General features: G+C 58.0%; 18 protein-coding genes. 1 reads left to right on the top strand and 17 read right to left on the bottom strand.

Going from position 1 to position 23,703, the window contains the following annotated elements; translation table 11 throughout:
- From ACUM6F_RS09680 to ACUM6F_RS09600, 17 genes are all read right to left on the bottom strand, one after another.
- Positions 1-2,913 (bottom strand): ATP-binding protein, encoded by a 2,913-nt coding sequence (locus ACUM6F_RS09680; protein ID WP_445349088.1) that lies wholly within the window; start codon positions 2,911-2,913, stop codon positions 1-3.
- Positions 2,914-2,973: 60 nt separating this feature from the next.
- Entirely contained in the window at positions 2,974-3,987 is a 1,014-nt protein-coding gene (locus ACUM6F_RS09675; RefSeq protein WP_445349087.1) for a radical SAM protein, read from the bottom strand.
- 4 nt (positions 3,988-3,991) lie between these two features.
- Positions 3,992-5,092, bottom strand: a complete 1,101-nt coding sequence (locus tag ACUM6F_RS09670; RefSeq protein WP_445349086.1) for a three-Cys-motif partner protein TcmP — start codon at positions 5,090-5,092, stop codon at positions 3,992-3,994.
- Between the two features lie 41 nt (positions 5,093-5,133).
- Positions 5,134-8,172, bottom strand: a complete 3,039-nt coding sequence (locus ACUM6F_RS09665; RefSeq protein ID WP_445349085.1) for a DUF1156 domain-containing protein — start codon at positions 8,170-8,172, stop codon at positions 5,134-5,136.
- Entirely contained in the window at positions 8,169-11,606 is a 3,438-nt protein-coding gene (locus ACUM6F_RS09660) for a protein NO VEIN domain-containing protein (protein WP_445349084.1), read from the bottom strand. Before ACUM6F_RS09660 ends, ACUM6F_RS09665 begins: the two co-directional genes overlap by 4 nt.
- A gap of 463 nt (positions 11,607-12,069) precedes the next feature.
- The gene (locus ACUM6F_RS09655; RefSeq protein ID WP_445349083.1) at positions 12,070-13,602 is read right to left on the bottom strand and encodes an alpha/beta fold hydrolase; all 1,533 of its coding nucleotides are present in this window, start codon (positions 13,600-13,602) and stop codon (positions 12,070-12,072) included.
- A 10-nt stretch (positions 13,603-13,612) separates the two neighbouring features.
- Positions 13,613-15,190: an ABC transporter substrate-binding protein gene (locus ACUM6F_RS09650; protein ID WP_445349082.1), complete on the bottom strand. Its 1,578-nt coding sequence runs from the start codon at positions 15,188-15,190 to the stop codon at positions 13,613-13,615.
- 40 nt (positions 15,191-15,230) lie between these two features.
- Positions 15,231-15,980, bottom strand: a complete 750-nt coding sequence (locus tag ACUM6F_RS09645) for a PIG-L deacetylase family protein (RefSeq protein WP_445349081.1) — start codon at positions 15,978-15,980, stop codon at positions 15,231-15,233.
- A 67-nt stretch (positions 15,981-16,047) separates the two neighbouring features.
- A complete protein-coding gene (locus tag ACUM6F_RS09640; RefSeq protein WP_445349080.1) occupies positions 16,048-17,007 on the bottom strand; it encodes an ABC transporter ATP-binding protein in 960 nt (319 codons plus the stop codon).
- Positions 16,976-18,001: an ABC transporter ATP-binding protein gene (locus ACUM6F_RS09635; RefSeq protein ID WP_445349079.1), complete on the bottom strand. Its 1,026-nt coding sequence runs from the start codon at positions 17,999-18,001 to the stop codon at positions 16,976-16,978. The genes ACUM6F_RS09640 and ACUM6F_RS09635 overlap by 32 nt, the downstream gene beginning before the upstream one ends.
- A gap of 12 nt (positions 18,002-18,013) precedes the next feature.
- Positions 18,014-18,898 carry a nickel transporter permease gene (gene nikC, locus ACUM6F_RS09630; RefSeq protein WP_445349078.1) on the bottom strand — a complete coding sequence of 295 codons (885 nt, stop codon included), beginning with the start codon at positions 18,896-18,898 and terminating at the stop codon, positions 18,014-18,016.
- On the bottom strand, positions 18,895-19,839 hold the full coding sequence (gene nikB / locus ACUM6F_RS09625; RefSeq protein WP_425620580.1) for a nickel ABC transporter permease: 945 nt from the start codon (positions 19,837-19,839) through the stop codon (positions 18,895-18,897). Before nikB ends, nikC begins: the two co-directional genes overlap by 4 nt.
- A 296-nt stretch (positions 19,840-20,135) precedes the next feature.
- Positions 20,136-20,363 carry a 30S ribosomal protein S18 gene (gene rpsR / locus ACUM6F_RS09620; RefSeq protein WP_425620581.1) on the bottom strand — a complete coding sequence of 76 codons (228 nt, stop codon included), beginning with the start codon at positions 20,361-20,363 and terminating at the stop codon, positions 20,136-20,138.
- A 142-nt stretch (positions 20,364-20,505) separates the two neighbouring features.
- A complete protein-coding gene (locus tag ACUM6F_RS09615) occupies positions 20,506-20,898 on the bottom strand; it encodes a single-stranded DNA-binding protein (protein ID WP_425620582.1) in 393 nt (130 codons plus the stop codon).
- Between the two features lie 11 nt (positions 20,899-20,909).
- The gene (rpsF, locus tag ACUM6F_RS09610) at positions 20,910-21,197 is read right to left on the bottom strand and encodes a 30S ribosomal protein S6 (RefSeq protein WP_425620583.1); all 288 of its coding nucleotides are present in this window, start codon (positions 21,195-21,197) and stop codon (positions 20,910-20,912) included.
- 673 nt (positions 21,198-21,870) lie between these two features.
- The gene (locus ACUM6F_RS09605) at positions 21,871-22,491 is read right to left on the bottom strand and encodes a hypothetical protein (protein WP_425620584.1); all 621 of its coding nucleotides are present in this window, start codon (positions 22,489-22,491) and stop codon (positions 21,871-21,873) included.
- Positions 22,492-22,838: 347 nt separating this feature from the next.
- Positions 22,839-23,159, bottom strand: coding sequence for a hypothetical protein (locus ACUM6F_RS09600; RefSeq protein ID WP_425620585.1), 321 nt, complete (start codon positions 23,157-23,159; stop codon positions 22,839-22,841).
- Between the two features lie 148 nt (positions 23,160-23,307).
- On the opposite strand from ACUM6F_RS09600, the gene ACUM6F_RS09595 reads away from it, so the two are divergent.
- On the top strand, positions 23,308-23,595 hold the full coding sequence (locus tag ACUM6F_RS09595; protein ID WP_445349077.1) for a hypothetical protein: 288 nt from the start codon (positions 23,308-23,310) through the stop codon (positions 23,593-23,595).
- Positions 23,596-23,703: the final 108 nt, after the last annotated feature.

Genomic DNA, 23,703 nt, shown 5'->3' with positions numbered 1-23,703 from the left:
TTAGACCTCTTCGATATCCTCCGATAAGCCCAGCTCCCGCAGGATCACACGCAACTCGCTCTTTTGCGCCTCGGTGATGCCGTTCTCCGCAGGCAGTTCGAACATCACCTCAAGTTTCAATTTCGGGTTGGTCGCATAACGCGACAGAACTTTCGTATAGAGATTCATCCACTTCTGCGGGGGTACCGCGCCGCGCCACCGCAAACCCTTTCTGCCAAGCGGCGGAGGTGGGGGCGGCAAACTATCGTCCAACACATCCACCTCTACGCCGGCGGTATGTTCATCAACCTTGGCCTGCACATAGTAAGAACCAATGGTAGTCTCGGCAACGTATAAGCCCTTTTTATCGATCCGACCGCCGGTTGCGGACCACGTTACCGGTGGACAGGGGTAGCTTTGGTCGTGCTGATCGAAGCAGGCCACCGCAAAAGAAATCCTTTCCCCGGGTTTCAGCCGCACCCTGCCCGGCCGGATTTCCATCCGGGCGAGTCGCGGCGGCTCGATATATTTCCGTGCTTCTGCGGCGGGCAAAAGATAGACCTCATTGGAAAATTCAATGTCCGCTTCGGCCAGCGTAGTCTCAAAGTACAGTGGCACAAAGCGGCCGTCCGCGTCCTTGCCCGCATAACCGAAGACCCCTCCGGCCACCCCGTCCGTAATGGTGCGCCGCAGCGCTCTTGGATCCAGGAGCCGGGGCAAGGTAGGGGAAGCATAGAACGCTTCCCGCACCGCCTGTGTACTCCATTCCTTGGTCGGTGGCCAGTACCGGACCAGTTTGTGCGGCCCTATGTCTTCGGTGATCTCGTCTTCAGCCTTGAGACGATTCAGTATCAGCTCCACCATTGAATTCGCGGCGCTGGTGTGTACCGGTCCGAGATCGACTTCTTTCAGCGTATTGTCCTTGTTGAGAAGCAAGACGTACCGGTAGGCGCGCCACACCGCCTCTTTAAGGTCACGTACCGCTCGGTCGGTACCAATCTTGAGTTGGCGCTGTTGGGCCGCATCCAGACGCCCGATGGTCTCCGTGTCATCGGCGATCTCTTCCCAGGCCAACAGCTTACGGGCCGCATCCTGGATCTGTGTGCTCTCATCAGGCACCGCAAAGAGCAGGGCACTCTTAAACGTCCGCCCCAAAGACCCGTGCTCCCGGATTACGGTTTCGATAAACTTCCGCGTATCGGGCGCCGACAGCGGCTGATCCGGCGCCAAGATCACCAGGGTGAGCACCGCCTGGTCCGGAACCTGGCTGCTGTTTTCCGGGAAATAACGCCGGGTAAATCCTTCAGGACCCGCCTTAAAAATCGTCTGGATTTCCTGCCGCACCCGCTTGTCAATCGCTTCCTGCTTGATAGTTGCCCGCCGATCAGTGAGCATCTTATTCAAATTGGGACTCTGGCTGAATCGATACCGGTTCCGGTCGGCATTCAGGTAGTAACAGGTATCCGATAACGCCTCCAAAACGGTTTCGACGTTGCCGATATCCAGTTCCGGTTCGCCCACCGCGAAACGGATCTCCGGCACGGTAGCCTCGGCTCTGGTTTGCCCGCCGTTGGATTCAAAAAAGATCGTGGTGGCCACTTTTTGGTGCAGCCTGGCCTTCTTGATCCCGTTTGGCGCCTCGCGGTCCAAGCGGACGGCGTGCGCCTCCCGCCTGCCGGCAATGTCCGTAGTGACCGCGCCTTCCAGATCGTTATTGCCCAATTGTTCAAACATGGCCGCCCGGAAATAGGGATCTTCCAAAGGCGCGGTACCCAGGCCGATCAGCGGATCGCGGTGCGCCCCCCGGTATCCCGCCTGGTAGGCGTGCGAAACCCAGAGCGCCAGCAGCCGCAGTATGCCGCGCGTCTTCTGAAACCGGGGCAGGCTCTGCCATTTGCGCTCAAAAACGGAGATGAGCGCGGGGTGAAAAGGATAACAGGATTTGAACAGTTCCCGTGCCGAAGCGGCGTCAACGTCACCCACCAGTTGCCGGTACTCGGTCACCCAGTAGGCGTAGGCCGCCGCCGTCTTTACCGCCTCTTCGGGCAGCCCCTGCCATTCAAAGAGGCGGCGCCGGATAATCTCGGCCACTTCGGTTTCGGCGGACATAAATAACGCTTTCCCCAGGCGATCAAGAAGCTTCTTTAGCGACTCGTAATCACGCTGATCTTCCGGATTCATTTCCAGTTCCGAAGCCGGGATGGATACGGCGAGCACCAGGTTGTCCCGGGCACGCGCCTCTTCCGAAAGGCTGTGCAGGAAGCTGTAAAACTGGGCCGCGAGCCCGGATTTCCGGTTGCGGCTGATGTAGTTCATCAACTCGTCCATCAAAATGACGGTCGGACGTTCAGGCAGGAAGGCGCGCACAGCATCGCCGGCCGGCGCCGTCCCCCGCTCGTCGTGCGCCGCCACCGCGTTAAAGGCTTCCGCGCCACCGAGTTGCCAGGCGATTTCCCCCCAGGGAGTCCGCCGCAAAGGCTCACCGTCAGTCCCCCCGCGTCCGGTGATGGAATCGAACTCCGTGCCCACAAACACCGCCGCCGCCGCCTCGGGAACGGACGACACCCCAGCCCGGGAAAGGATGTCTTTTACCCCCCGCCACGCATGGGCTTTCGGACCAGCTTCGGCCAGGTGATAAAGTAGCGTCAAGGCATGGGTCTTGCCGCCCCCGAACTGGGTGGCCATGTTGAACACGGCGGAGGTCTCCACCTTGATGCCCGACAGCCGGCGCACCATCTGCGCCGCCAGATCGGCCAGACCCTTGGTCATGTAAGTCCGCTCGAAAAAGCGCTCCGGCTTCAGATAATCTTCCGGCGCCCGGCCGTCGCGCACCTGGTCCAAATGCACCGCGAACTCGGAGGCGTCCAGCGGCCGGCCTTCCCGGAGATCCTCGCGCGGCGAAACGACGTGAAACCAGGGTCTTAGTCTGGGCATTAGCTCACCCTCTCTCTCAGCCGAAAAACAGAATACAACGTAGATTCAATCCCGAAATGATCACATCTGCCTGTGCCGCCGGCCGGCAATCTCGTCGCTGTTTCCGACCAAGCAATGACAACCTTTAAAGCTCATCCCTACGGACTCCCAGATCGAAGCGTCCTCTTTGCATAAGGCGGTAGCTATCCGCGTTCCATCAATATGCTCATAAGCAAAACGGAACAGCTCTATCTGCACGTCTTGTGGAAGCCGCCATTTAAAGTTACTCGCATCCTTTTCTTTCAGCAGCTCGAAAATAGACGCGTCACGCCCGTTGCGCCGGGCGTGCGCCTTCAAAGTATTCGAGGCCCGCAATGCCCCTATAGTAACCATTTCCGGCCTTAACTCATTTAGCCGGTTAATCACATCAAGATAACCCTCTCTCCAACCATCAAAAGGAATCATCGGATCAAGGCGGAACCTGACCGGCCAACCCGCTTCCATCATCCGGCGCGCGGCGGCGATACGCCGACTTGGCAAGGGAGCGCCTATCTCCCAACGGCGCGCTGCTTCCTCGGCATTTACGGACCAGGAAAACACCACCTGATTGGTAGGAGGAAGTCTCAAAGCGTTTTCAATGACCGTGGATTTCGTCAAGAAAAGCAGACGATGGCGGGATTGTTCCGCAAATAAGGGTATCAACATCTCGGTAAGAGATTTGTTCGCCACTTTTCTGTAGGCGGAGTCAAAAGCCAATCCGTCCTGCAACTCTCCGATCACCAGCATACGAGGCAATGGATGCTTGAGCCACTCCACAACCTCCTCGATCATTTGACGCCAGTTTTCAAAAATGGCCCCTTGAAGCGGGTAATGCCCAAATACATACGAAGGGGTAGCCTGCAAAAAGCAATACGAACACCGGTAAGGACACCCCGCCGCCACAACCAATTCCCAGAACCTGAAACAAATGATCCGGGAATCGGCACCAGGACCCCCAAACTGTTTGATGAACGAAGTGCGCGGCACAATCGGAAGTCCTGATTCCTTGTGTGATTTGATTTCTTGTTTAACCCTCGAATTCACTTCAATTTTCATCTTTTCAATGCTCCAGGAATGTAATGATCGCTTCGTCCGGGTAGGTATTTGTCCTGCGCTTTTTTCCGTCAGCCTTTAAAGGCGCAACCTGGACCGCGTTTGATGCTTCCAGTACCTTAAGAGCCGCCGTCATATGTTTTTTCAGGTAAGCGGTTTCATCTTCCACAAATTCACGAACTCTTTCGCAAAGGATGGGTCGCCCTAAACCCAGAAACTTCTGCTGGATAATTTCGGCAAGCCAGTGAGTAGTGTCTTTTTCAAATAGCACCATTTGCCGTGGATTGGTTGCATCCGAAAAAAGGAAATCTCCATCGGGGTTTACTTTCCACATCGACTCCTTCATCTTTACATGGCCCAACCGGTGATTCGTGGCAAAAAACAGATAGTACTGCGTTCGGTTATTCCTGTCTCGCATCTCAAAATAGCGTATAAACTTGGCTATTTTACTCAATTGGTCCTGGTAAAGAACACGCAAACTTTGAATTCTGTCGCCGGGCATCTGGGCAATCTCAAGACATTTTTCGGTTCCGAAAGCATCTACAATGTGTTCGACCACTTGGTCATTAGGGTGTTCCAGAAACCTGTTAAGGGCGTCAACCATGAAGGTAATAAATACCTCACACCGTGGATGTTGTAAAAGCCGTTCAATAATTGCAAACGGAATACCCTTAAAGCCAAAGGGATCTATGAAAGCAAACGTCGGAGCTAAATGAGCCCCCATGTTATCAACATCATCAAGAAGCCTGACCAATTCTTCGTGAAACAGTCCACACTTGACGGACACATCAAAATTCCTCGGAATAGAAAGGCCGTCTAGTTCGTAACGAAGGTGGTCAATTCGATCCTGCCGCCCATCGATAAACAAAAAGACCAGCTCCCCCTGCATAGCCCTGCGATGGTTAACAGCCGCATCAATAGCAACAAGCGGTGAACCCGGTTCTCCCCCTTTGTATCGCCCCGGACCACAGAAACCATCAATATAGACAATTCGTCCGTAATACGTGTTCAGTATTGCATACCACGCCTGGAGGTACCGTTTAAGGATATCGTGTTTCGCCCTTGTGTGGGGATCCAACTCCCATACCGTTTCTTTTGGAACAGTCATTTTTTTGCCTCCCCAAGGAGCTTCTCAACCCCGGACATGAATCAATATCCCAAGCTTTTTTTCCGGGCCAGGAGGCCGTCTACCCAGCGTTTTTCGTCGGTGCCCGGCGGGTAGAGGGCCGATAGGGCCTGGGCAAGGCGCCAAAAGCGGGCGTCGTTGCCGGCACCCTCTTCAACCAGGAACCGCTTTAGGGCTTCAGCCCTGCCGGATGCAAAGAGGATCATTGCTTGATGCACGCGGTCAAGTACGGTGGTGCCGGGTTTCGGCGCGGCCTTTACGCCCCAGTCGGCTTCTTCCTCCACCTCTTCCAGTTCGGCAAAAAGGCTTATTTGGGTCTTTTTCTTCTTCGGCTTAGCCGTGGTTGCCTGGGCTTGGTCCTTACCAAAGAGATAGCGGGTGCGCTCGGTGACGCGCAGCAATCGTGCCGTTTCGCCCTTGACCTGGACCACGTGGGCCAGCTTCTCCAGGTGGGCACCCAGTCCCTGAGCGATCTTGCGGGCCGCGTCGTACTCAAGCACAAAGCCAACAGAAACCGCCTTCCCATTGTCTCCCTCTTCATCATCAGTTTCTTCAGCCACCGGATTACCATTACCATTAGCCCTACCGGCAGAAAGAGTCCAGAGCCACATGGCCGTGAGGCGGGCGTCCTCCTCGAAGCCGGTGGCGTCGGCGCCGGTGAAGATGGTTGACAACGCTTCCCGGGCCACCGCCGCCCAGACGTGTTCGAGATACTCCCGGAGCGTCACCGGCTCCCCGCTGGCTTTTTCCACACGGGAATAGCGGGAGAAAACCTCCAGTGCCGGGCCGAGACAGGCGAAGATGGCATCAGCCCCGACTATGCCCTCTTTGGCCAAACGCGGTAACCATTCATGAATACGTTTGGGCAGCTCGTTCAATACGTCCCGCCAGTCACCAATTTCATCTATGCGTAATGAACCGTCTGGATTCTCCCGTGGTCGGCAGACCAAGTGCACAGAAGAGGCCAAGGCAGCGGAATCACGCGCACGCAACCGCGTACCCATCTCCGTGTCAATGGGCCAGGAACCGGTAACCCGCCAACCAGCATCAACCATTGCCTGTAGCAGAGCTTCCCAACCCGCAGTGGATTTGTGGGCAAAAACTACAACACCAATACCGTCGGGTACTAATACTCGTCGGCCTTCGGCCATTGCTCTACCAATGGTGGTCTCAAAGTAGATCTTGTCTTTACTCTTTATCTCATCTACAATGCACTCATCATCTTTAGGCGCTAGAGCATCCCCTAATAGATCGGAGTGGATATTCTCTAAGGTCCGTCTGAGCCAAACGATGAAGAAGTCCGAAAGATCCGCATAGGGTACGGCATCATAATAAGGCGGGTCCGTGAAAAAACAATGGGCAGAATCGTCTGGAAGTGGATGAGCATTAGCAGAAACCTTCTCAGCCAAACCCGTTTGATTGACAGAAGGACAGTGTTCTATTACTTGTACTACCCAAGCTAGAGCGGTATCCCAATCTCCGCCATAACCCGAAAATAGGTAAACTTCATCAAAATCCCAAACCATAGGAAGAGCTTGCCTAGAAAAAGTTCCTTGCGGATTTTCCCTAGATACGTCCCATCTTGCTAACGAACTCAATTTATCAGCTTGACGGTTTACTGCCAACGCCAAACACGTCTGCACCGCCGTTGCCAGACCTTTTTCGTGCTCCAAAGCCCATTGTTCACCCGCCCGCTGCACTAATCGTGCCAGTGTGGTCAGGGCCAACGCTTGACGCGGGCTGAAAAGGTCCCCCCACTGCTCCATACCATAAAGCTGAACGCGAAACCCCAGTGTACCCTGAGGCGGCAATGGCTCATCCGGCACCAGGCTTAAGGCGCCCCGGTGTTGCCGCTGGCGCCGTTCCAGTTCCTCGGCCGCCTTTCTTACGGCGTCCAGATCGCGGTCAGTGGGCAAGCGGTAGAACCTTCCCTGCTGGCCGGGCCGGGTGGTAACCACGCAAAACAGGCGGGCGTCGGCGGCGCCGCCGCGACGTTTCTTCAATTGTTCACGGACGCTCTTTACCGGGGTGGTGTAACCGGTCACCGGACAGGTAGCCGAACCACGCTTCACTGTTCCTTCCTCAACCTCGGCCGCCGACACCGGCTCGAAGATCTCCAGGAGCGGACGGCGCACCAAGCGGGTGGTGCCGTCGGCATAAGTGACTTCCACTATTTCGGTCTGGACCTGCCCCCGGTCATCCCGCACCCAGCGCAACGCCCGGTAGCGACCCGGTTTCTTGGCCAGCCACAAGGAGCGCATGAGCGGCACTTCCACGGGCACCTCACCCTGCCCCGGAGCTTCGGAGAGGATGGTCCGCGCCCAGAGGTAAGCGATGGGCGTAGCACCGTCGGGGTCTCGGGGATAAAACTCGGCCAGTTCCCGTTCGGCTTGTTCCTTAATCCAGTTCCCCCACCGGCGCACCTCGTCGGCCAGTTGCTGTCCGTAGCGGGGGATGTATTCGAGCACGACTTTATTCAGCAATACCGCCACCGGGTTCAGGTCGGAGGCGAAAGCGTCGGCGCCCACCCGCAGGGCTTCCAGCGGGATGGAGCCGCCGCCCGCAAAGGGATCGACCACCAGCGGACGGGTGCCGGGTTCGCCGCCCAGTGCCTCGTGCGCGGCGCGCACCAACGCCCTGCTGGTCTCCAGATAGTCCTGGTCGGTGGAGTTGTCCCAGTTGGCGAAATCGGCGATGAAGTCCAGCAGCACTTTGCGGAGTTCCACCGGGTCGTCAAGAACGGCCGGGTTGTTGCGAACGGCCATCAGCCGCCGGTAAGATTCCGGACTGGTTTTGGCAATACAGTCGCGTGCCCAGGCCAACATCCGCCGGCGGGCCTCATCCCGGAAGGCAGGTGGACAATGAGTATCAGCGGGGTCGGGCCAGAGAGCGGCCAGAATGACCGCCCGGCAAGCGGCCAGCGGCCGCCGTGCCCACCAGATGTGCAGCGTCGATATATGCCCGTGACGAATGGACTTCTCCCGCCGCGCGTGGGCGCTGATCCGGCGGATGGGGAGATCCACTTCGATCAGCCGTTTGGGGTAGTTTGCTGCTGCGTTCATATGCTGCTTTCCCTCCGTATGGCTTCCGGCCCAACGTGGTAGTGCTCCACTTTGACCACCGGCTTCCAGCCCAGGCGGGCCGGGTCCTGGACGGTATGCAGTTCGGGCGTGAAGGCGCAATTGAATACGGCGTAAAGCCAGTAGTCCTTTTTCAGCCGCCCGGCGGTCTTGTATTCATTGGCGGTGAGGGCGATTTCATCCACGCCGGCACGCCCCTTGACCTCGATGAAACGCACCTCGATAAAGGTTTTGGCGTCCTCGGGGTGGGGTTTGCGGGAGATCAGGTCAAAGCCGCGGTTCTGGTCCTCCACGCTCTCCACCTGCCAGCCGCGCGCCTCTTCGTGGCGGATGGCCACCTCCACCGCGATCCGCTCCACCTCTTCATCGCGCACCATCGGGGCAAGGCCCGGAGCGGTGCGCTCCGGATGCGGCCACACCCAGGCACGGCCCAAATGAGTAATGTCCGTAAGTGTGCAGTGGCGCTCCATGTCCAGCTCCCGGCAACGGGTCTCAAGACGATTGTTCAGGTCATCCAGGTGGATTTCGGCCTGGGAAATCAGCCCGTCCAGCCCCGGTACCGCCGCGCCCTCGATCTGACGGTTCAAGAGTTCGGCCAGTTGGTGCTGGCGCCGGTCAATAAGCTCATTCAGGGATATCTCCACGTGCCGCCTGATGGTTTCAATCTCCCGGGCGCGCTCGGCCGCGACCTCGGTCAGAAAGTCCGACAGCGCTTGTTCTAGGAGATAGCGTTCAACGGCGGTGCGGTCGGGCAAAGGGGCGCCATCCGGCACGGTAGTCCCGGCAGGTGCTGGAATAAGATCGTGGATCAGGGTCGGCTGACGCACGGACATGGTTCCGTCCAGTTCGGTTTGCACGATGAAGAGACGGCGGTGCAGCGTGCGCCCCCGTCCGTCTTTTACGGAGGCGGCCAGCGCATCCAATAAGGCCGGCTCCCGGCGGTGCAGGTCGAAAAACACGGCCCCCCGGCGCAGGTGGTCGGCCACGCGTTCCGCCACATCGGCCCGCACCGCCTCAAACAGCGGATGTCCCGGGGTCACCCACTCCAGAGTCGGGTCTTCGAGCAAAAGGTGCTTGTCGAAAACAACCTTGTGATACTCCCGCCCCAGGTGGCCGTAGCGGGGTTCAAGGCGTTCACCCAGCGAGACCAGGAAACGCGGGACTTTGCCGATACGATAAATATGACTGTCTTTGGCCACTGGTTTGGGAGTTATGCCGGCGACAGGGGCCGCTTGCACGAAAAAGTCCTCGATCACCTCGGGCACCAGGCGGCGCTCGCGGGCCTCCGCGGACTTGCCGATGATGGTGGAAAGGTTAAGCTCTTTCTTGGCCAGACCCTCAAGCGCAGACTCGGTAATGGCGCGAAAGCGCTCAGGGTTAACTTCACTTACGATTCTGGCTTCGATGTTCGGCACGTCAATGCGACGGGCGTACAGATCCCGGAAGAGCTTTTCCAACAGGTTCGCCGGGAAGACTTCCCCGACCACGTCGAAGACCCGGTCGGTGCCGAGTTCCCTGCGGATTTCACGCAACCGCTCCAGAAGGCTTTGCAGTACCCGGCCTTCACGAGTATTCACGGCGACGAAATTGAAAATCAGACAATCCCTTTCCTGACCGTAGCGGTGGATGCGTCCCATCCGCTGCTCCAGCCGGACCGGATTCCACGGGATGTCGTAGTTGATCATGAACCAGCAAAACTGCAGGTTGATGCCTTCCCCGGCCGCCTCGGTGGCCGCCAGGACTTGTGCCGACTCCCGAAACTCCCGCTCGGCGTGAATCCGGGTGCCGGGGGTGTCGCGGTCACCGATTTTCATTCCACCGTGGATCTGGGTAACGCTGAGACCCCATTCACGTAGTTTCCCGTAGGGGCGGCCGTCACGCCCGTCCCCGGCGAGGTAATCGAGCGTGTCCTTGTGTTCCGTGAAGATCAGTAACTTCATTTGCCGGTCCGCGAAGAAACCTTGCTCGGTCAGGACACTCCGCAGTTTGGTGAGCTTTGTTTCAACCTCCCGGACTTCAAGGCGGCGGGCCTTGCCGATCAAGGCGCTTAACCGGGCGATCTCCTTCTTGAGTTCCGCCGGGTCGACAGAGACGACCACGTCTTCGAGCTGGGCGATGATCTCCTGTTGTTCTTCCTCGGTCAACTCGTCAAAATCGTCGGGCAAGCGCCGTTCGATTTGTTCTTTCCGATAGCCATCCGGATCGGCGAGGATCTTTTCGCGCCGCTCCTGCATCCGCTCCAGCGTTTTGCGCACGGCGTAAACGCTGGACGCCATGCGACGCTGGAGCATGGCCATGGTAAAGCCCACGGCGCGGCCGCGTGCGGAATCGTCGGCGGCCGCCTGGATGGACTGATCTTCAACATACCGCGTGAGTTGCTCATAAAAATCAAGCTCGTCCCCGTCCAGGTTGAACGCCGCCGTCTGCACCTCGCGGTTGGTGAAGAGTTTCTTGACCGTACCCGTATCGGGATCGGGAAAGGTGACCAGCGCTTCCTTGGTGCGACGGATATAGAACGGTGCTCTGTTGCGCCGCATGGCCTCTTCCAGGCTTTTCACATTACCGTACACGTCGCGGTCAAGGAGCGAAAGAAAGAGGCAGAAGTTAGCCGGATCGCCCTTGTGGGGGGTGGCCGTCATCAACAGGTAGTGGTCGGTCATTTCGGAAAGCGATTCGCCCAGGCGGTAGGCCAGGGTCTTGTGGTCGTGAGAATAGGCGCTCATCTTATGCGCCTCGTCCACGATCACCAGATCCCAGCGGGACCGGAGCAGGCTTTCCCGCGCGTCTTCGATGCGGGAAACCCAGGATACCGAAGTAACCACCTGGTCACGCTCCTGCCAGGGATTCTGACCGTAGTTGGCCCGCAGGACATCGCTTCTGATGACCTCGAAATGCTCCCGGAACTTGTCCTTCAACTCGCGCTGCCACTGGAAAGTAAGGTTGGCCGGAGCCACCACCAGCGTGCGGCGGACGAGGCCGCGGGCCTTGAGTTCCTTGAGCAGCAGGCCGGCCATGATCGTTTTCCCGGCCCCCGGGTCGTCGGCCAGCAGAAAGCGGATACGCGGCAGCTTGAGAAAATAGTCATAGACCGCCTCCAGTTGGTGCGGCAGTGGATCAACCCGGGCGATGGAAAGCGAAAAGTAGGGATCATATTCGTAAGCGAGGCCAAGGCGTTCGGCCTCTATTCCCAAGCGGAACAAGACCGCATCGCCGTCGAAAGGCTGACTTGCGGGAGAAACATCGAGCTGGGCGAGTTGAGCGGCGGTGAGAATCGGATCGTGCACCTGATTGGTCTTAAGCCCCTTGCCGACAAGCTTCAGCGCGTCACCAAGAGGGATAACGGCAATGATCTCAACGGGCTCCGGCAACAGCGGCCCCTTGACAATCAAACCGGGACGCAAACCGTCGGACGCCAAGAGATCACCTCCAGGGGTCCTCCTGCCTGTGCGATCCCGCACCTGCTTGCGCGAGGCGCGCAGACGGGCGTTGTGTGCAGACGGGGCGCAAACAGATCAAGGTGTGCAACATCAATGGAACTGACATCTGCTGCCAAATAATTGCTGCAAAAATTTGGCCTTGATAATGCCCTTCGCCATTACTTTTAAATTTCCTTCTTTTGGCATAAGTCGACACATTTCGACTTTCGGCAGAAACAAACGCCTGCCACAATATGTCCTTTACGGCGTGCCGGCCGCTTTAGACTGCAGGATTTCTACGAACAGCCGCACCGGTTCGGGGTCGAACTGCGTGCCGGCACACCCGGACCAAAATACCTAACAAAATCAACAGCCGGGCCAATACCGCAACTCCAAAAGAAAAGCGTTCGTCATTACATCCCACCTCATGCACAACTAAGAGACTCACACAGCCCGCACAGGCTCAGCCCTTTGCGCTGAGCCGCCGATCACCAAAGATCCGCGCCGGGTGTTCGGGAGGCAATTCGTCAAACGTGAACGGCTGCCCGCCGGCCCGCTCCTCTTCCAGGCGACCGGCCAGCCGGCGCAGGTATTCGAAAAACGCCTCGTCGCTCTCTTCGCTCCGCTGCCCCTTGAAGATCAGGATAAAGGCCGGCTCGTCGAAAGGTACCTCATACCCGGTAGGCACGCCCGCCCCAAACCAGAAAAGCGAACCCGGCCGCATGAGTTTCCTTACGCCGCCGCTCGCCAGCACCCAACGGCCGCGCACGGTATAGATCAGGCTCTCGGTAGCATGGGGGTGTTCGGCACAGTAAAGTCCCGGCGGCATTTCAATATAATGGGCCTGGCAACCTTCCCCTTTCAGAAGCGGGCCGATACGTCCTTCCAGGGTGGTCACGCCGGGGTTTTGGCGGGCATCGGTGACATCGCCGACCACCCGTATACCGTCCCATGCCATGCTCCCCGGGCGCGGCTTGTGAATGATAGGATGCGGCGCGTGAGAGCTTTTTGCCCCAGTGGGCGTAACCTTTCTCAGCCAGGCTGCTAGGGCCGTGTAAAGGTCCTCATGATACCTCCTGTTGAAGCTCTCACAGGAATGCCTTTCCCGCATGCGCATGTCTTCGTCTGCGGCCGCTACCTGGAAGCTATGGTCGGCATGAGGGATCACGATCCTCGTCACAAAGCTGTTTCCGGCGGCCCTGACGGTTTTCTCGATTCTAGCCGCGTGCTCCACAGGGACGTTCATGTCCCGCTCGCCGTGCAGGATCAGTACCGGCCCGGCGATATACCGGAACTGTTCGTGCGGCGGCTCGGCGAGTTCTTCCCGCCACCGGTCCAGCGGCACCGTCCGTACCCGGTCGCCGTACCTCAGAACATAGGTCTCATCCCCGCGCAAAGCCGCCTCAATCATCGCCTTGTAATGCCGTCCCAGGGCCAGACCGAAGGGCGAGGTTTCTTGCGCCCACCGGTGGTTTTCTTCGCTTTGCGCAGCGTAGGCAACTAAGCGGCCGTAATTGTAGGCGAACAGATCCTCAATGGGACTGCACAAGGCTCCCAAGAAGATGTAGGCGTCCGCCGGAACGCCCCGTTTCGCCGCCAGGCAGGCAACATACCCTCCGGCGCTTTCGCCCGCGACCGCCACCCGCGAGACAGCGGGGTGGCGGCGGGCGAAGTGCATAACGGCAATCAGATCAGCGGTCTCATCCCTGTACGTAGCGGGCCGCGGCCCCGGCGGAGTACCGCCGAAGCCGCGCTTATCCCAGCGTATGGAAGCGTACCCCGCCGCCGCCAGCCTCGTCGCCAGCCGTTTGAGGGCGTCCCGTTCCGGAACAACTCTCTCCGGATCAATGAGCCGGCCGTCGCGGGTGTGCGACATTGTTCCCCCGGCGATCACAACGCACGGAAACGGTCCCTCACCGGCGGGCATAAGAAGCGTGCCCGCAAGGACGGTGCCCTCGGAAGGAATTCTCACCTCTGCATTCTTCGGCACACGCATACTGCTTCCGCTATCCTTTGATGTAAGCGGTATCCCATCTGGTGTTGATATCCGCGGGATGAGGGCTGAGTCCCTGGACCTTCTCTTTTACGGCATAGACGTTGTAAAGGGCGGCAATAGGCACGACGGTGCTTTCCTTATCAATCAGAATGTGCATAGCCTCCGCCATAAGCCGGGCGGCCTCGCGGATATCCGGACTGTTCCTGGCCTCGTCAATAAGACGGTCGAACTCTTCCCCCGGCCAGAACGGCTTGTTGTAAGTAGACCCCTGGTATCCCCGGCTGTGGTACAGGAGTTCCGGAAGGAAGGTCGGGTCGCCGTTATTCTGATTCCCCCGCTCCAACCAGAGGTCGCCTTCGCCCTTTTCCAGCCTGCCGTAGTACAGGCCGTCATCAGCCACCTCCACAATACGGACATCAATGCCGACGTCACGAAGCTGCTGCTGCAGGACTTCGGGCAAAGGTTTCAACACGCTGGCCGAAGGAAAACCGGAAACCAGCGTAAGCTCCAGCCGTCTGCCGTTTTTGGTCCTGATACCGTCGGGTCCGGGCTTCCAGCCGGCATCATCAAGCAGCTGTCCGGCTTTTGCCGGGTCATAGCCGAATCCTTGCACCAGGTTTTTGTGCTCCCCCAGAATCCCGGCGGGAATAACCGTTTGACTCTCGTCCGCGTTGCCTTCCCACACCTTTTGGATAATGGCTTCGCGGTCGATAGCCCACCCGATGGCCTGCCGTACTGTCTTATCCCGCAAAATGTCGTGCGGAGGTTTCCCGTTGACCATGAGGGACAGTGCCACATACGGGCCCTGCGGGGCGGTTGCCAGTCTGACACCTTCCATCGCCTTGGCCTGCCCGAGCATTTCGCGGGGGATCTCCTTTACCACGTCTACTTCTCCGGCCTGAAGGGCCATCAGGCGCGTGTTGTGATCGGGAATGTACTTAAAAGTCACCTTATCCAGCTTGGGCGGTGTACCCCAGTAGTCGGGATTGCGCTCCACGACGAGTTCTTTATCTTTTTCGTAGCGGACGAAACGGAACGGGCCTGTGCCGGTCGGATTGGCAACAGGATCGACACCCGGCGCTCGGATTCCGTAGAGGGGATGCGCCAGGATCTCCGGGACGCGCATGTTGGGCTCTGTGGTGACGATATCGATCGTATGTTTATCGACAACCTTGACAGAGCCCTTCTCGATTTTCAGGATGGACTTACCGCTGGGACGTATTTCCTCTTCCAGGGACTGCTTGACCGCCTCCGCAGTCAACTCTTCTCCGTTATGAAACTTGACGCCTTCCCTCAGGTAAAACCTCCAGGTGTTGCTGCCTCTGTACTCCCACCTGGTGGCCAAGAGCGGTTGAACCTGGTAGTCGGCGCCCAGCTTGACGAGACTTTCGTAGATATTGGCATTCGGCGACCCGATACCCACTTCTTTGAACTTGAGTTCATTGGCGTCGGCCGCCAACCCGACCACAAGCTCTTGTTTGACCTGGAGGTTCGCGCCCTCCTGACTGCTCTGCTTGCTGCATCCCGCAAATCCGGCAATCAGCGCAGCAATAACCAATATACACGCAATCAGCTTGATCTGTCTCATTATTCCACCTCATTATTCTTGTTTTCAGGGTGTACTGGCATCACAGCAGGTATTCCAGCTCGAAACGGCCAAGACGGCGAAAAGGCTCGGCGAAAACGAAACCCGAGTGGCTGAGCAGACCATGGTACAGGCAAAAGGCTCTATCCATCTCGCGGTGCAAAGCCCGGCCCAGGTCTACGGGGTCATCCTTGATCTTTTGGTAATCAGCCAACAGATAGGGCATGGCGGACACCGGCACCATCCCGCTGATGACCCTCGCGGTGAAGGCAAGCTGACCCGACAGCTCAGCCATCGCCTGCTCCTTGAGAGAAAAGACCTCCGCGACATCGACTAGGCAATTCGGTCTTTCCGGGGTCATAAAATAGATACTTCTCACCAAATGCGGCTCAAAGCCGCCACATTCCGTGATTCTCCAATCTCTTCCGGCCAGGCTGACAGCTTCGAGGTACAAAATCATAGCCTCCCTGCGATCGGGGTCGAGATCGAGAAAGGAATGTTCGGGATCCTGGGTAATGATGATGTCCGGACGGACTTCCCTGATGAGACGCACGATTTTGCTTTTCGAAGCTGCATCGGCCTGCACTTCCCCGCTTTCAAACCCCAGAAAGCTCACTTCCAGTCCGAGAACCCTTCCCGCCCTTCTCACTTGTTCTTTGTTTTCAGGTCTCACGAGAGCAACCGCCGCATGGGCTTTTCCGCCGGCGCGCACGTGCTTGGCCAGAGTACCTCCGCATTCCACCACTTCCATACCGTAGGTTGCCAAGAGCAGGATGTCTTTCTTTTCCCGCACGCTTTAACACCTCCTTTCTCCGGATTATCCTACTGACCAACCTGCATCCCGCCGGATTCCTTTGGCTTCAAACAAAATGACAAGCCACCTTGTGCCCCGGCGCGACGTCCCGGAGGACGGGCTCAACACCCCGGCATTGATCCCGGACGCAAGGGCAGCGGGGATGAAAGCGGCAACCCGCAGGAGGCCTTCCCGGGTCTGGCGGCTCCCCCTGTATTGCCTCTCGATAAAATGCACCCCGCTGAGGATCGGGAACCGGCACCGCCGCCAAAAGCGCCCGTGTGTACGGATGGAGGGCGTTGCCCAACAACCCGCGGACTGTCAGCACCTCCACAATCCTGCCCAAATACATCACCGCCACCCGGTCAGCCAGGTAGTGTACCGATGCCAGATCGTGGGAAATAAAAAGATAAGACAGGCCGAAGCGCTTCTTCAGTTCGTGCAGCAAGTTAAGAACCTGTGCCCTGATGGAAACGTCCAAGCTTGACACCGGCTCGTCGCAAACGATGAGGTCGGGCTGCAAGGCCAGGGCGCGGGCGATGTTGATGCGCTGGCGCTGGCCGCCGCTGAACTCGTGAGGATACCTCAAGGCATGCTCCGGCTCCAGGCCGACCGTCGCCAACAGCTCCAGCACCCGCTTTCTGCGCCTTGCCTTTTCCATCCCGAAATTGGCCAGCGGCTCCTCGAGAATAGCCCCGACTTTTTGGCGGCCGTTAAGTGAAGAACCGGAATCCTGGAAAATGATCTGTATCCTCCTTCGAAGCGCCCGGAGCCGCTTCCCCGTCCAGGCGGTGATGTCCTCGCCGGCGAAAAAGATTTTCCCCGCCGTCGGCTCCTCAAGGCGTAAGAGTAACCGGCCCAGGGTGCTTTTGCCGCAGCCGCTTTCCCCGACCAGCCCCAGGGTTTCGCCCCGCGAAAGGAAAAGGGAAACACCGTCAACGGCCCGTATCTTTCTTCTCCCGCCCCCGAAAAACACGCCATCCCCGCCGTAATGCTTAACCAAATCGACGGCCTGCAGCAGGCTCATACAGATCCTCCCCGTACGGCTGAAGCTCTCCGATCGACCGGTGACAGGCCACCCGATGCTCCGGGCCGCATACGTGCAATCGAGGTCTGTTCCCCCGGCATTCCTCGCCCGATAGCGGGCATCGGGGCAAGAAGGCGCAACAGTCCGGGAGGTTCAGCAGATTCGGCGGCTGTCCCGGTATTGGTACCAGGCCGTCATCCGCACCCAGCCTGGGCACCGCCCGCAGCAGCGCCTTTGTGTAGGGATGACCGGGATGCGTAAAAACTTCGGTACAGGGACCGTACTCTACGATGCTGCCCGCATACATCACCGCCACCGTATCGGCCATCGCCGCAATAACTCCCAGGTCGTGGGTGACAAGAATCAGGGCTGTTCCCAGTTCCTTCTGCAACCGTTTCATTTCTCCCAGGATTTGCGCCTGCACGGTGACGTCCAACGCAGTGGTGGGTTCGTCAGCGATCAACACCTTGGGCCGCAAGGACAATGCCATGGCGATCATCACCCGCTGGCGCATACCTCCCGACAGCTGAAAAGGATAACGCCGCATCAGCCTTTCAGGATCCGGCAGACCCACCCCGGCCAGAAGCCTCAGAGCCGCTCTTCGTGCTTTGGCCCTGGATACACGCACGTGCGAAACAATGGTTTCGGTAAGCTGCGTGCCGACGGTAAGCACAGGGTTAAGGGAAGACATCGGATCCTGAAAGACAAGTGCAATTTCTCTGCCCCGCACCCTCCGCAGCTCTCCGGGCGAAAGACGAAGAAGTTCTTTCCCGTCCAACCAGACTTCCCCGCCGGCGATCCGTCCCGGCGGGTCAATGAGCCCGATGAGAGAAAGGCACATCACGCTCTTGCCGCAGCCGCTCTCTCCCACGACGCCCAAGGTTTGCCCGGCCTTAACGTGAAAAGTCACGCCGTCAACGGCTTTAACCACGCCCCCTGGTCCGGTGAATTGCGTGGTCAGATTACATACCTGCAAAATGGTATCACCGGGCATGCAGCTACCTCCTTACACCCGTGCCGTGCACCTGGGGTCAAGGGCGTCGCGGAGACCGTCACCCAAAAGGTTGAAAGCCAATGCAACCCCCATGATGGCCAGTCCGGGATAAAGCATCAGGTGAGGCGCCACCTGCATGTAGGGCCGTCCGTCGTTGAGCATTGTCCCCCATTCCGGCGTCGGTGGCTGAGCACCGAGTCCTAGGAAAGACAGGCCGGAGATGGCCAGAATCATCTTGCCCATGTCCAGGGTCGCCAGAACGGTGACAGGCGAAAGAACGTCGGGCAGGATATGACGGGTGACAATGCCCAGATCCGACGTGCCGGAAGCCCTCGCCGCAAGCACAAACTCCTTTTCTTTCACCGCCAGGACGATACCCCGGACAAACCGGGCATACTCAACCCACCAGACTGCGGCCAGGGCAATCAATACGTTGATCAGGCCCGGCCCCAGCATACCGGCAATGACAAGGGCCAAAACCAGGCCGGGAAAAGCCAGCAGTATGTCCACAACGCGCATAATGATGGCGTCTGCCTTTCCCCCGCAATAACCCGAAATGACACCGATAGGAATGCCAATGAGCATGATGACGGCCAAGGTCAAGCCCGCAACAGGAAGCGAAACCCGCGCCCCGTAGACCAGGCGGGAAAAGATGCAGCGCCCCAAATGGTCGGTGCCAAGGGGAAATGAAGCGTCAGCGGGGGCCAGCCGCCTGGCCAGGTCCACCTTCAGCGGGTCGTTGGGAGCGATGTACGGAGCAAGGAAAGCAAGGGCCGCGACCGTCAGGATGATGCCCATGCCCAAGAGGGCCAGCTTGTCACGCGCCAGTCTCTTTGCCGCGGAAAGCAGCAGGCCCTGTGCAACAGGGTCCGGCTGTCCTAGTTTTGCCGCCGTCATCTCGGCCCCGCCCTTTCCAACCGGACGCGCGGATCGAGAATAACGTAAGAGATATCCACCAGCAAGTTGGCCAGGACAAAAACCAGAGCCATAAAGAAAGCGTAACCCTGTATCACCGCATAATCCCGGTTGAAAATGGCGTCCACCGCAAACTTGCCCACTCCGGGCCAGGCGAAGACAGTCTCCACAATCACTGTTCCGCCCAAGAGATAGCCGATACCCATGCCGAAAAGAGTGATCATCGGCAGAGCAGCGTTTTTCAGCGCGTGCCGGCCGATAACCCATTTCTCCTTAAGTCCTTTGGCCCGGGCGACCTTTATGTAATCCTGTCCGAGCGTCTCCAACATGCCGGCGCGCAAGATGCGAGCGTAGGAAGCAGCCATCCCCAGCCCAAGCGTCGCGGCCGGCAGCACCAGATGTTCCGGTCCCCCTCGCCCCATCACCGGCAAAAAGCCCAGCTTTACCGAAAAAAGGTAGATAAGCATCAGTCCCAACCAAAAACCGGGCAGCGAGGCGCCCAGTAAAGCGCAAAAACGGCTCAAATGGTCAACCAAGGCATGGCGGTAAAGGGCCGATAAGATACCGGCCGGCACGGCAAGAAGAACCGTAATAACCAGGGCTGCAGCGGTCAGCTCCAGGGTCGCCGGCAGACGTGACAAAAGCTCGGCGGCCACGGGGCTCCCGGTGCGGAAAGATGTCCCCAGATCCAAATGCAGCACGCCCCGGAGCCAGCGCCCGTACTGCACGTGTACCGGGTCGTCCAGACCCATTTCTTCACGTAAAGCCTCTACAGCCTCTCTTGTAGGTTCCATCCCTCCGGCGCGCAGCATCATCTCCGCCGGGTCTCCGGGCGCGAGCCTGACCAGTCCGAAAGTGATGACGGAAACACCCAATACCACCGGTACCAAGCAGAGGATGCGCCTCAACAAATATCTCTTCATTACTGACAATCCTTGTACGAAAAAACAAATAATAAAGGCCACAAAGGGAAGCACCTCCGTGGCCTTCTTTTTCGCTCCAGGCAAATGTCGTGCTATTAAACTTGTTTTGATGCGGCTTTGCTCCTGCAAAAACAAAACCACAGAGGCACTGGTGTCACCGGTCTTGTACCTCCGTGGTACACGTCCAAACCGCGGTCGTCAGGTTTCGGCGGCTTCGGCCGCCGGATTTGCCGCTATTATAATCTCTATCCTGCTAACTTGTAAACCTTAATCTTGTCTGAACAATGGTCAATCGCTTAGTCCATTGTGTACGGAAGCAGCGCCATCATGCGCGAGCGCTTGATGGCCAGCGTCAACGCCCGCTGGTGCCCGGCGCAGTTGCCGGATATCCGGCGCGGGAGAATCTTGCCGCGCTCGGTGATGTACTTTTTCAGGCGATTGACGTCCTTGTAATCGATAACCTGTACCTTATCCACACAGAAGCTGCACACGCGCTTCCTGCGGCGGCCTCTCTCGCGTTTCATACACTTCCTCCTTATTAGGCTGCCGACTCAAAGCCGGCTTCGCCGGCGTATTCGGCACTCGGCCTTCGGCTGTCGGCACTCAGAGTAAGCGGTAAGCACCAATCCGGTCAGCCTTATCTGAACGCTGAATGCCGAATGCTATCTAAAACGGCAGATCGTCACCCGACAAATCTATCTCGGTCCCGAAGGTATCGTCCGTGTCCACGCCATCCCTGTCTTTCGGGCGGTCAAGGAACTTGACCGTTTCGGCGACGACTTCCGCCGCTTTGCGCCTGATGCCCTGGCTGTCGTCATACGACCTGATCTGCAGTCTGCCTTCCACGGCCACCAGGCGTCCCTTGGTAAGAATCTTGGCGCAGACCTCGGCCAGTTTCTGCCATGTGACGATGTCGATGAAGTCGGTGGCCTTTTGGCCCTGGCGGTCGGGACGACGGTCGACGGCCAGCGTGAATTGAGCGACCGCTGCCCCGTTGGGGGTGTACCGCAGTTCGGGGTCCCTTGTCAGGCGCCCGATGAGAATAACCCTGTTCAACATCTCGCCACCGCCTATTCGTCTTCCCTGATAATCATGTGACGGATCACCCCATCGGTGATCTTCAGGACGCGGTCGAGCTCACGGGCTACGGCGGGTTCCGCCTTGAACTTCATCACCACGTAATAGCCATCGTGCACGTGGTCGATCTCGTAAGCCAGGCGGCGCTTACCCCACTTGTCCAGCTTGGTGACCTCGCCGCCTCCGGCCGTCACCACTTCCTGAAACTTCGCGGTAAGCGCAGCTAATCCTTCCTCCTCGAGTTCGGGATGAAGGATATACATAACCTCGTATTGCCGCACGATTTCACCTCCTCCCTACGGACTGTGGCCCTATCTCCCGGGATAGAGCAGGGGGATAGAGCAGGGGGATACGGCAGTTGGGACTGTTGAAAAACTTCGCCTGGCCTTGTCATGCTCGCCGTCCAGTGCTCACGTACGACCCAGTACGCTCCGCGCTGGCCAGCTTCGCCTTCCGCGCCACGCTCGTTTTTGAAACAGCCCCGGGGTTTTGCAATAAACGGCAGTTGCAGATCACCCATAACTATAATTGATGGCGCCGCCCACGTCAAGAGAAAGAGGTCAGAAACCTATTGACGCTTAACGCTGTGCTTTGTCCATTAAGGGCGTCCTTATTTCGGAACAGCATCTCTTTTATGCTAACCGTTAAGTACTGCCCGCAAGGCGGACTGCTAAGAAATTTTAAACTTGTAATTGGGAGCGGTCGCTTCTAGGTCCAACCTCTGACTTCCGGCCTCTGACCCCTTTATTGCCCGGCTTGGCGCCGGGCAACAAAGGTAGGCCCTCGTCGACAAAGGGCCTACCTTATTACAGTTAAAAGCAATGGTTCTACGCGCCGAAGGGGTACCGGCGCCACCAGTTATGGGGCACTGGTGTAAATGTAAGGCCGGCCGTTCGTAATGGAAGAGAGACCAATCGCGCTTAAGACACTCACCACCTCACCTCAACAGGCTGCCTAAGCGTGCCGATCCAGCATCTCCTTGGGAATCACCGGCTTGTCCCGGCAGGTCGCACACTGGACCGCATCAGCCGGCTTGCGCAGCATCTGTAAAACCAGCCAGAGCCCGATGCCCACGAGAATCCCCCCGGCAATCAGGGTCGACCGCGTAGCCGGGCTCAGCCACTTTTCAACGACGGCCTGCGCCGCCGCAAGGTACGCAAGCAAGGTTACAACGGGATTAAAGACATACTGCACGATGAGACCGCCTGCAAAGGCTGCCGCCGCAGCCAGCAGTACGGCTGCCGCGAGGCCTTTGCGTTCACCAAGACCGACAACCCTTCGCGTCGCCTTTAGAAGGCGCGACGCCTTTTCCCAGAGCACTAAGAGGATCCGCGGAGGTTCTATAGGCTCACTGATTTCCTGGGCATACGTCCTGCGCAATATCGGCGCTTTATCGGCATACACCTTGCGCGGCGGCGGGCGGTAACCGATATCAAGGGGTTCTTCCGTAGCACCAGCTGCCCTGACACATGCCCATGACGATCTGGTTTCGGAACGGGACCGGGGCACGGACGCTTTTTTTCTCACCATGCGCCGGACCTTGCCGTTCGCGTCCTTCTTTTCCTTCACCGCCATCTATGTCACGCCCTTTCAGGCCTTGGGATGTTTGGGTAGCGCTGCGTTAACGCTCTTCTCTATATGGACCGGTGCCGGGCTGCTTTGGTGTCAAACCCTCTTTATACCCACTTTTTTGCCCACGTCAACCTTCTCTATCTAGCACAACCAAATGCCTCGCTATTCAATTGTCCATCCAGACTTTTTCGCGTGCCTGGCAAACCTTGTGCCTAGGCTACCGGCGCAACAGCCGGTCTTAAACGCTAACAGCCTTGGGCCTTGACGACCCAGCGTATTCCCTGGACAAGGATCCTATGTAATGGGTACAACTCTACGACTGGAATAGAGTTCACCCCCCTCTGCCGGGCTTACCGGTTGCCCGCGTGTGCCCGCCTCGACGGGCGATGTCCCATGGCCCGCTCCTTCAAGGAAGAACGGTTAAAACGCTGCCTGTTGCCCCTGACCCGCGTATAAACCTTCAGGCCGGCCCAGAGCACCGCCGTTCCCGCCGCGACCGCCATCAGCGTGGAGACGCTCGGCCACGGGATACTCGACACGATTCCTATTATGTAGTCTCCCGCCTGCTGGGAGGCAGGCTGCCAGAGTCCGTACTCGGCCTCTATGCCCATTCCCGCCCCAAGACAGATCCCTATGGCTAAAAGCAGGGCCAGCAATCTTTTGAAGCTCATCGGTTTGCACCCCTCGGCTGATAAGCGGTAATAATAGGCCGCCGGAAACCTGGAAAACTGAATTAACATTAGTCCGCCGTTGTTGCGTTTACCCTCGGGGTTGTCGGCTCCCCTGCTTTGAGAGCCGGTCTGTGGCCCCGGTAAGCAAGTGTTGAGGCAAGATATTTTCTCACGATATTCTCTTGTCAGTGAAAACCGCAGCGCTACCCAATTTGTTGAAATCTTTTGTGATGCTTGTCGAGGTGAGCCTGACTTAGGTAATTTTTTCCATATCATAACACATGGCTGCAAACCCGATATTTTACAGCTTATGGAAATTAGGTCGCCCGGACTTGTCCTTCCTGCCACAGCGTTTCTGCTGCTCACGCTTACAACTTTTGCCAGTAATTTTGGGCCGGTAGTACCCGGCCTAGATGCATTAAGCGTTGAGCACTGAGCAATGAGAATGGGGAGAGTTGGCTGTCAACCGTTGGCTGTTAGACCCTCACGCTGCAAAATGCAGCACCACAGACAATGAAAAACGGTTACAGCAGGTCTGGGTTAT

The sequence above is a fragment of the Desulforudis sp. DRI-14 genome (assembly GCF_052618305.1).
This window is presented reverse-complemented; position numbering and strand designations above follow the sequence as displayed.

Bases quoted from the DNA above. Each gene is read 5' to 3' on its own strand.
- ACUM6F_RS09680 (WP_445349088.1), bottom strand. From the start codon at position 2,913: ATGCCCAGACTAAGACCCTGGTTTCACGTCGTTTCGCCGCGCGAGGAT.
- ACUM6F_RS09675 (WP_445349087.1), bottom strand. From the start codon at position 3,987: ATGAAAATTGAAGTGAATTCGAGGGTTAAACAAGAAATCAAATCACAC.
- ACUM6F_RS09670 (WP_445349086.1), bottom strand. From the start codon at position 5,092: ATGACTGTTCCAAAAGAAACGGTATGGGAGTTGGATCCCCACACAAGG.
- ACUM6F_RS09665 (WP_445349085.1), bottom strand. From the start codon at position 8,172: ATGAACGCAGCAGCAAACTACCCCAAACGGCTGATCGAAGTGGATCTC.
- ACUM6F_RS09655 (WP_445349083.1), bottom strand. From the start codon at position 13,602: ATGCGTGTGCCGAAGAATGCAGAGGTGAGAATTCCTTCCGAGGGCACC.
- ACUM6F_RS09650 (WP_445349082.1), bottom strand. From the start codon at position 15,190: ATGAGACAGATCAAGCTGATTGCGTGTATATTGGTTATTGCTGCGCTG.
- ACUM6F_RS09640 (WP_445349080.1), bottom strand. From the start codon at position 17,007: ATGAGCCTGCTGCAGGCCGTCGATTTGGTTAAGCATTACGGCGGGGAT.
- ACUM6F_RS09635 (WP_445349079.1), bottom strand. From the start codon at position 18,001: ATGCCCGGTGATACCATTTTGCAGGTATGTAATCTGACCACGCAATTC.
- nikC (WP_445349078.1), bottom strand. From the start codon at position 18,898: ATGACGGCGGCAAAACTAGGACAGCCGGACCCTGTTGCACAGGGCCTG.
- nikB (WP_425620580.1), bottom strand. From the start codon at position 19,839: ATGAAGAGATATTTGTTGAGGCGCATCCTCTGCTTGGTACCGGTGGTA.
- rpsR (WP_425620581.1), bottom strand. From the start codon at position 20,363: ATGAAACGCGAGAGAGGCCGCCGCAGGAAGCGCGTGTGCAGCTTCTGT.
- ACUM6F_RS09615 (WP_425620582.1), bottom strand. From the start codon at position 20,898: ATGTTGAACAGGGTTATTCTCATCGGGCGCCTGACAAGGGACCCCGAA.
- ACUM6F_RS09605 (WP_425620584.1), bottom strand. From the start codon at position 22,491: ATGGCGGTGAAGGAAAAGAAGGACGCGAACGGCAAGGTCCGGCGCATG.
- ACUM6F_RS09600 (WP_425620585.1), bottom strand. From the start codon at position 23,159: ATGAGCTTCAAAAGATTGCTGGCCCTGCTTTTAGCCATAGGGATCTGT.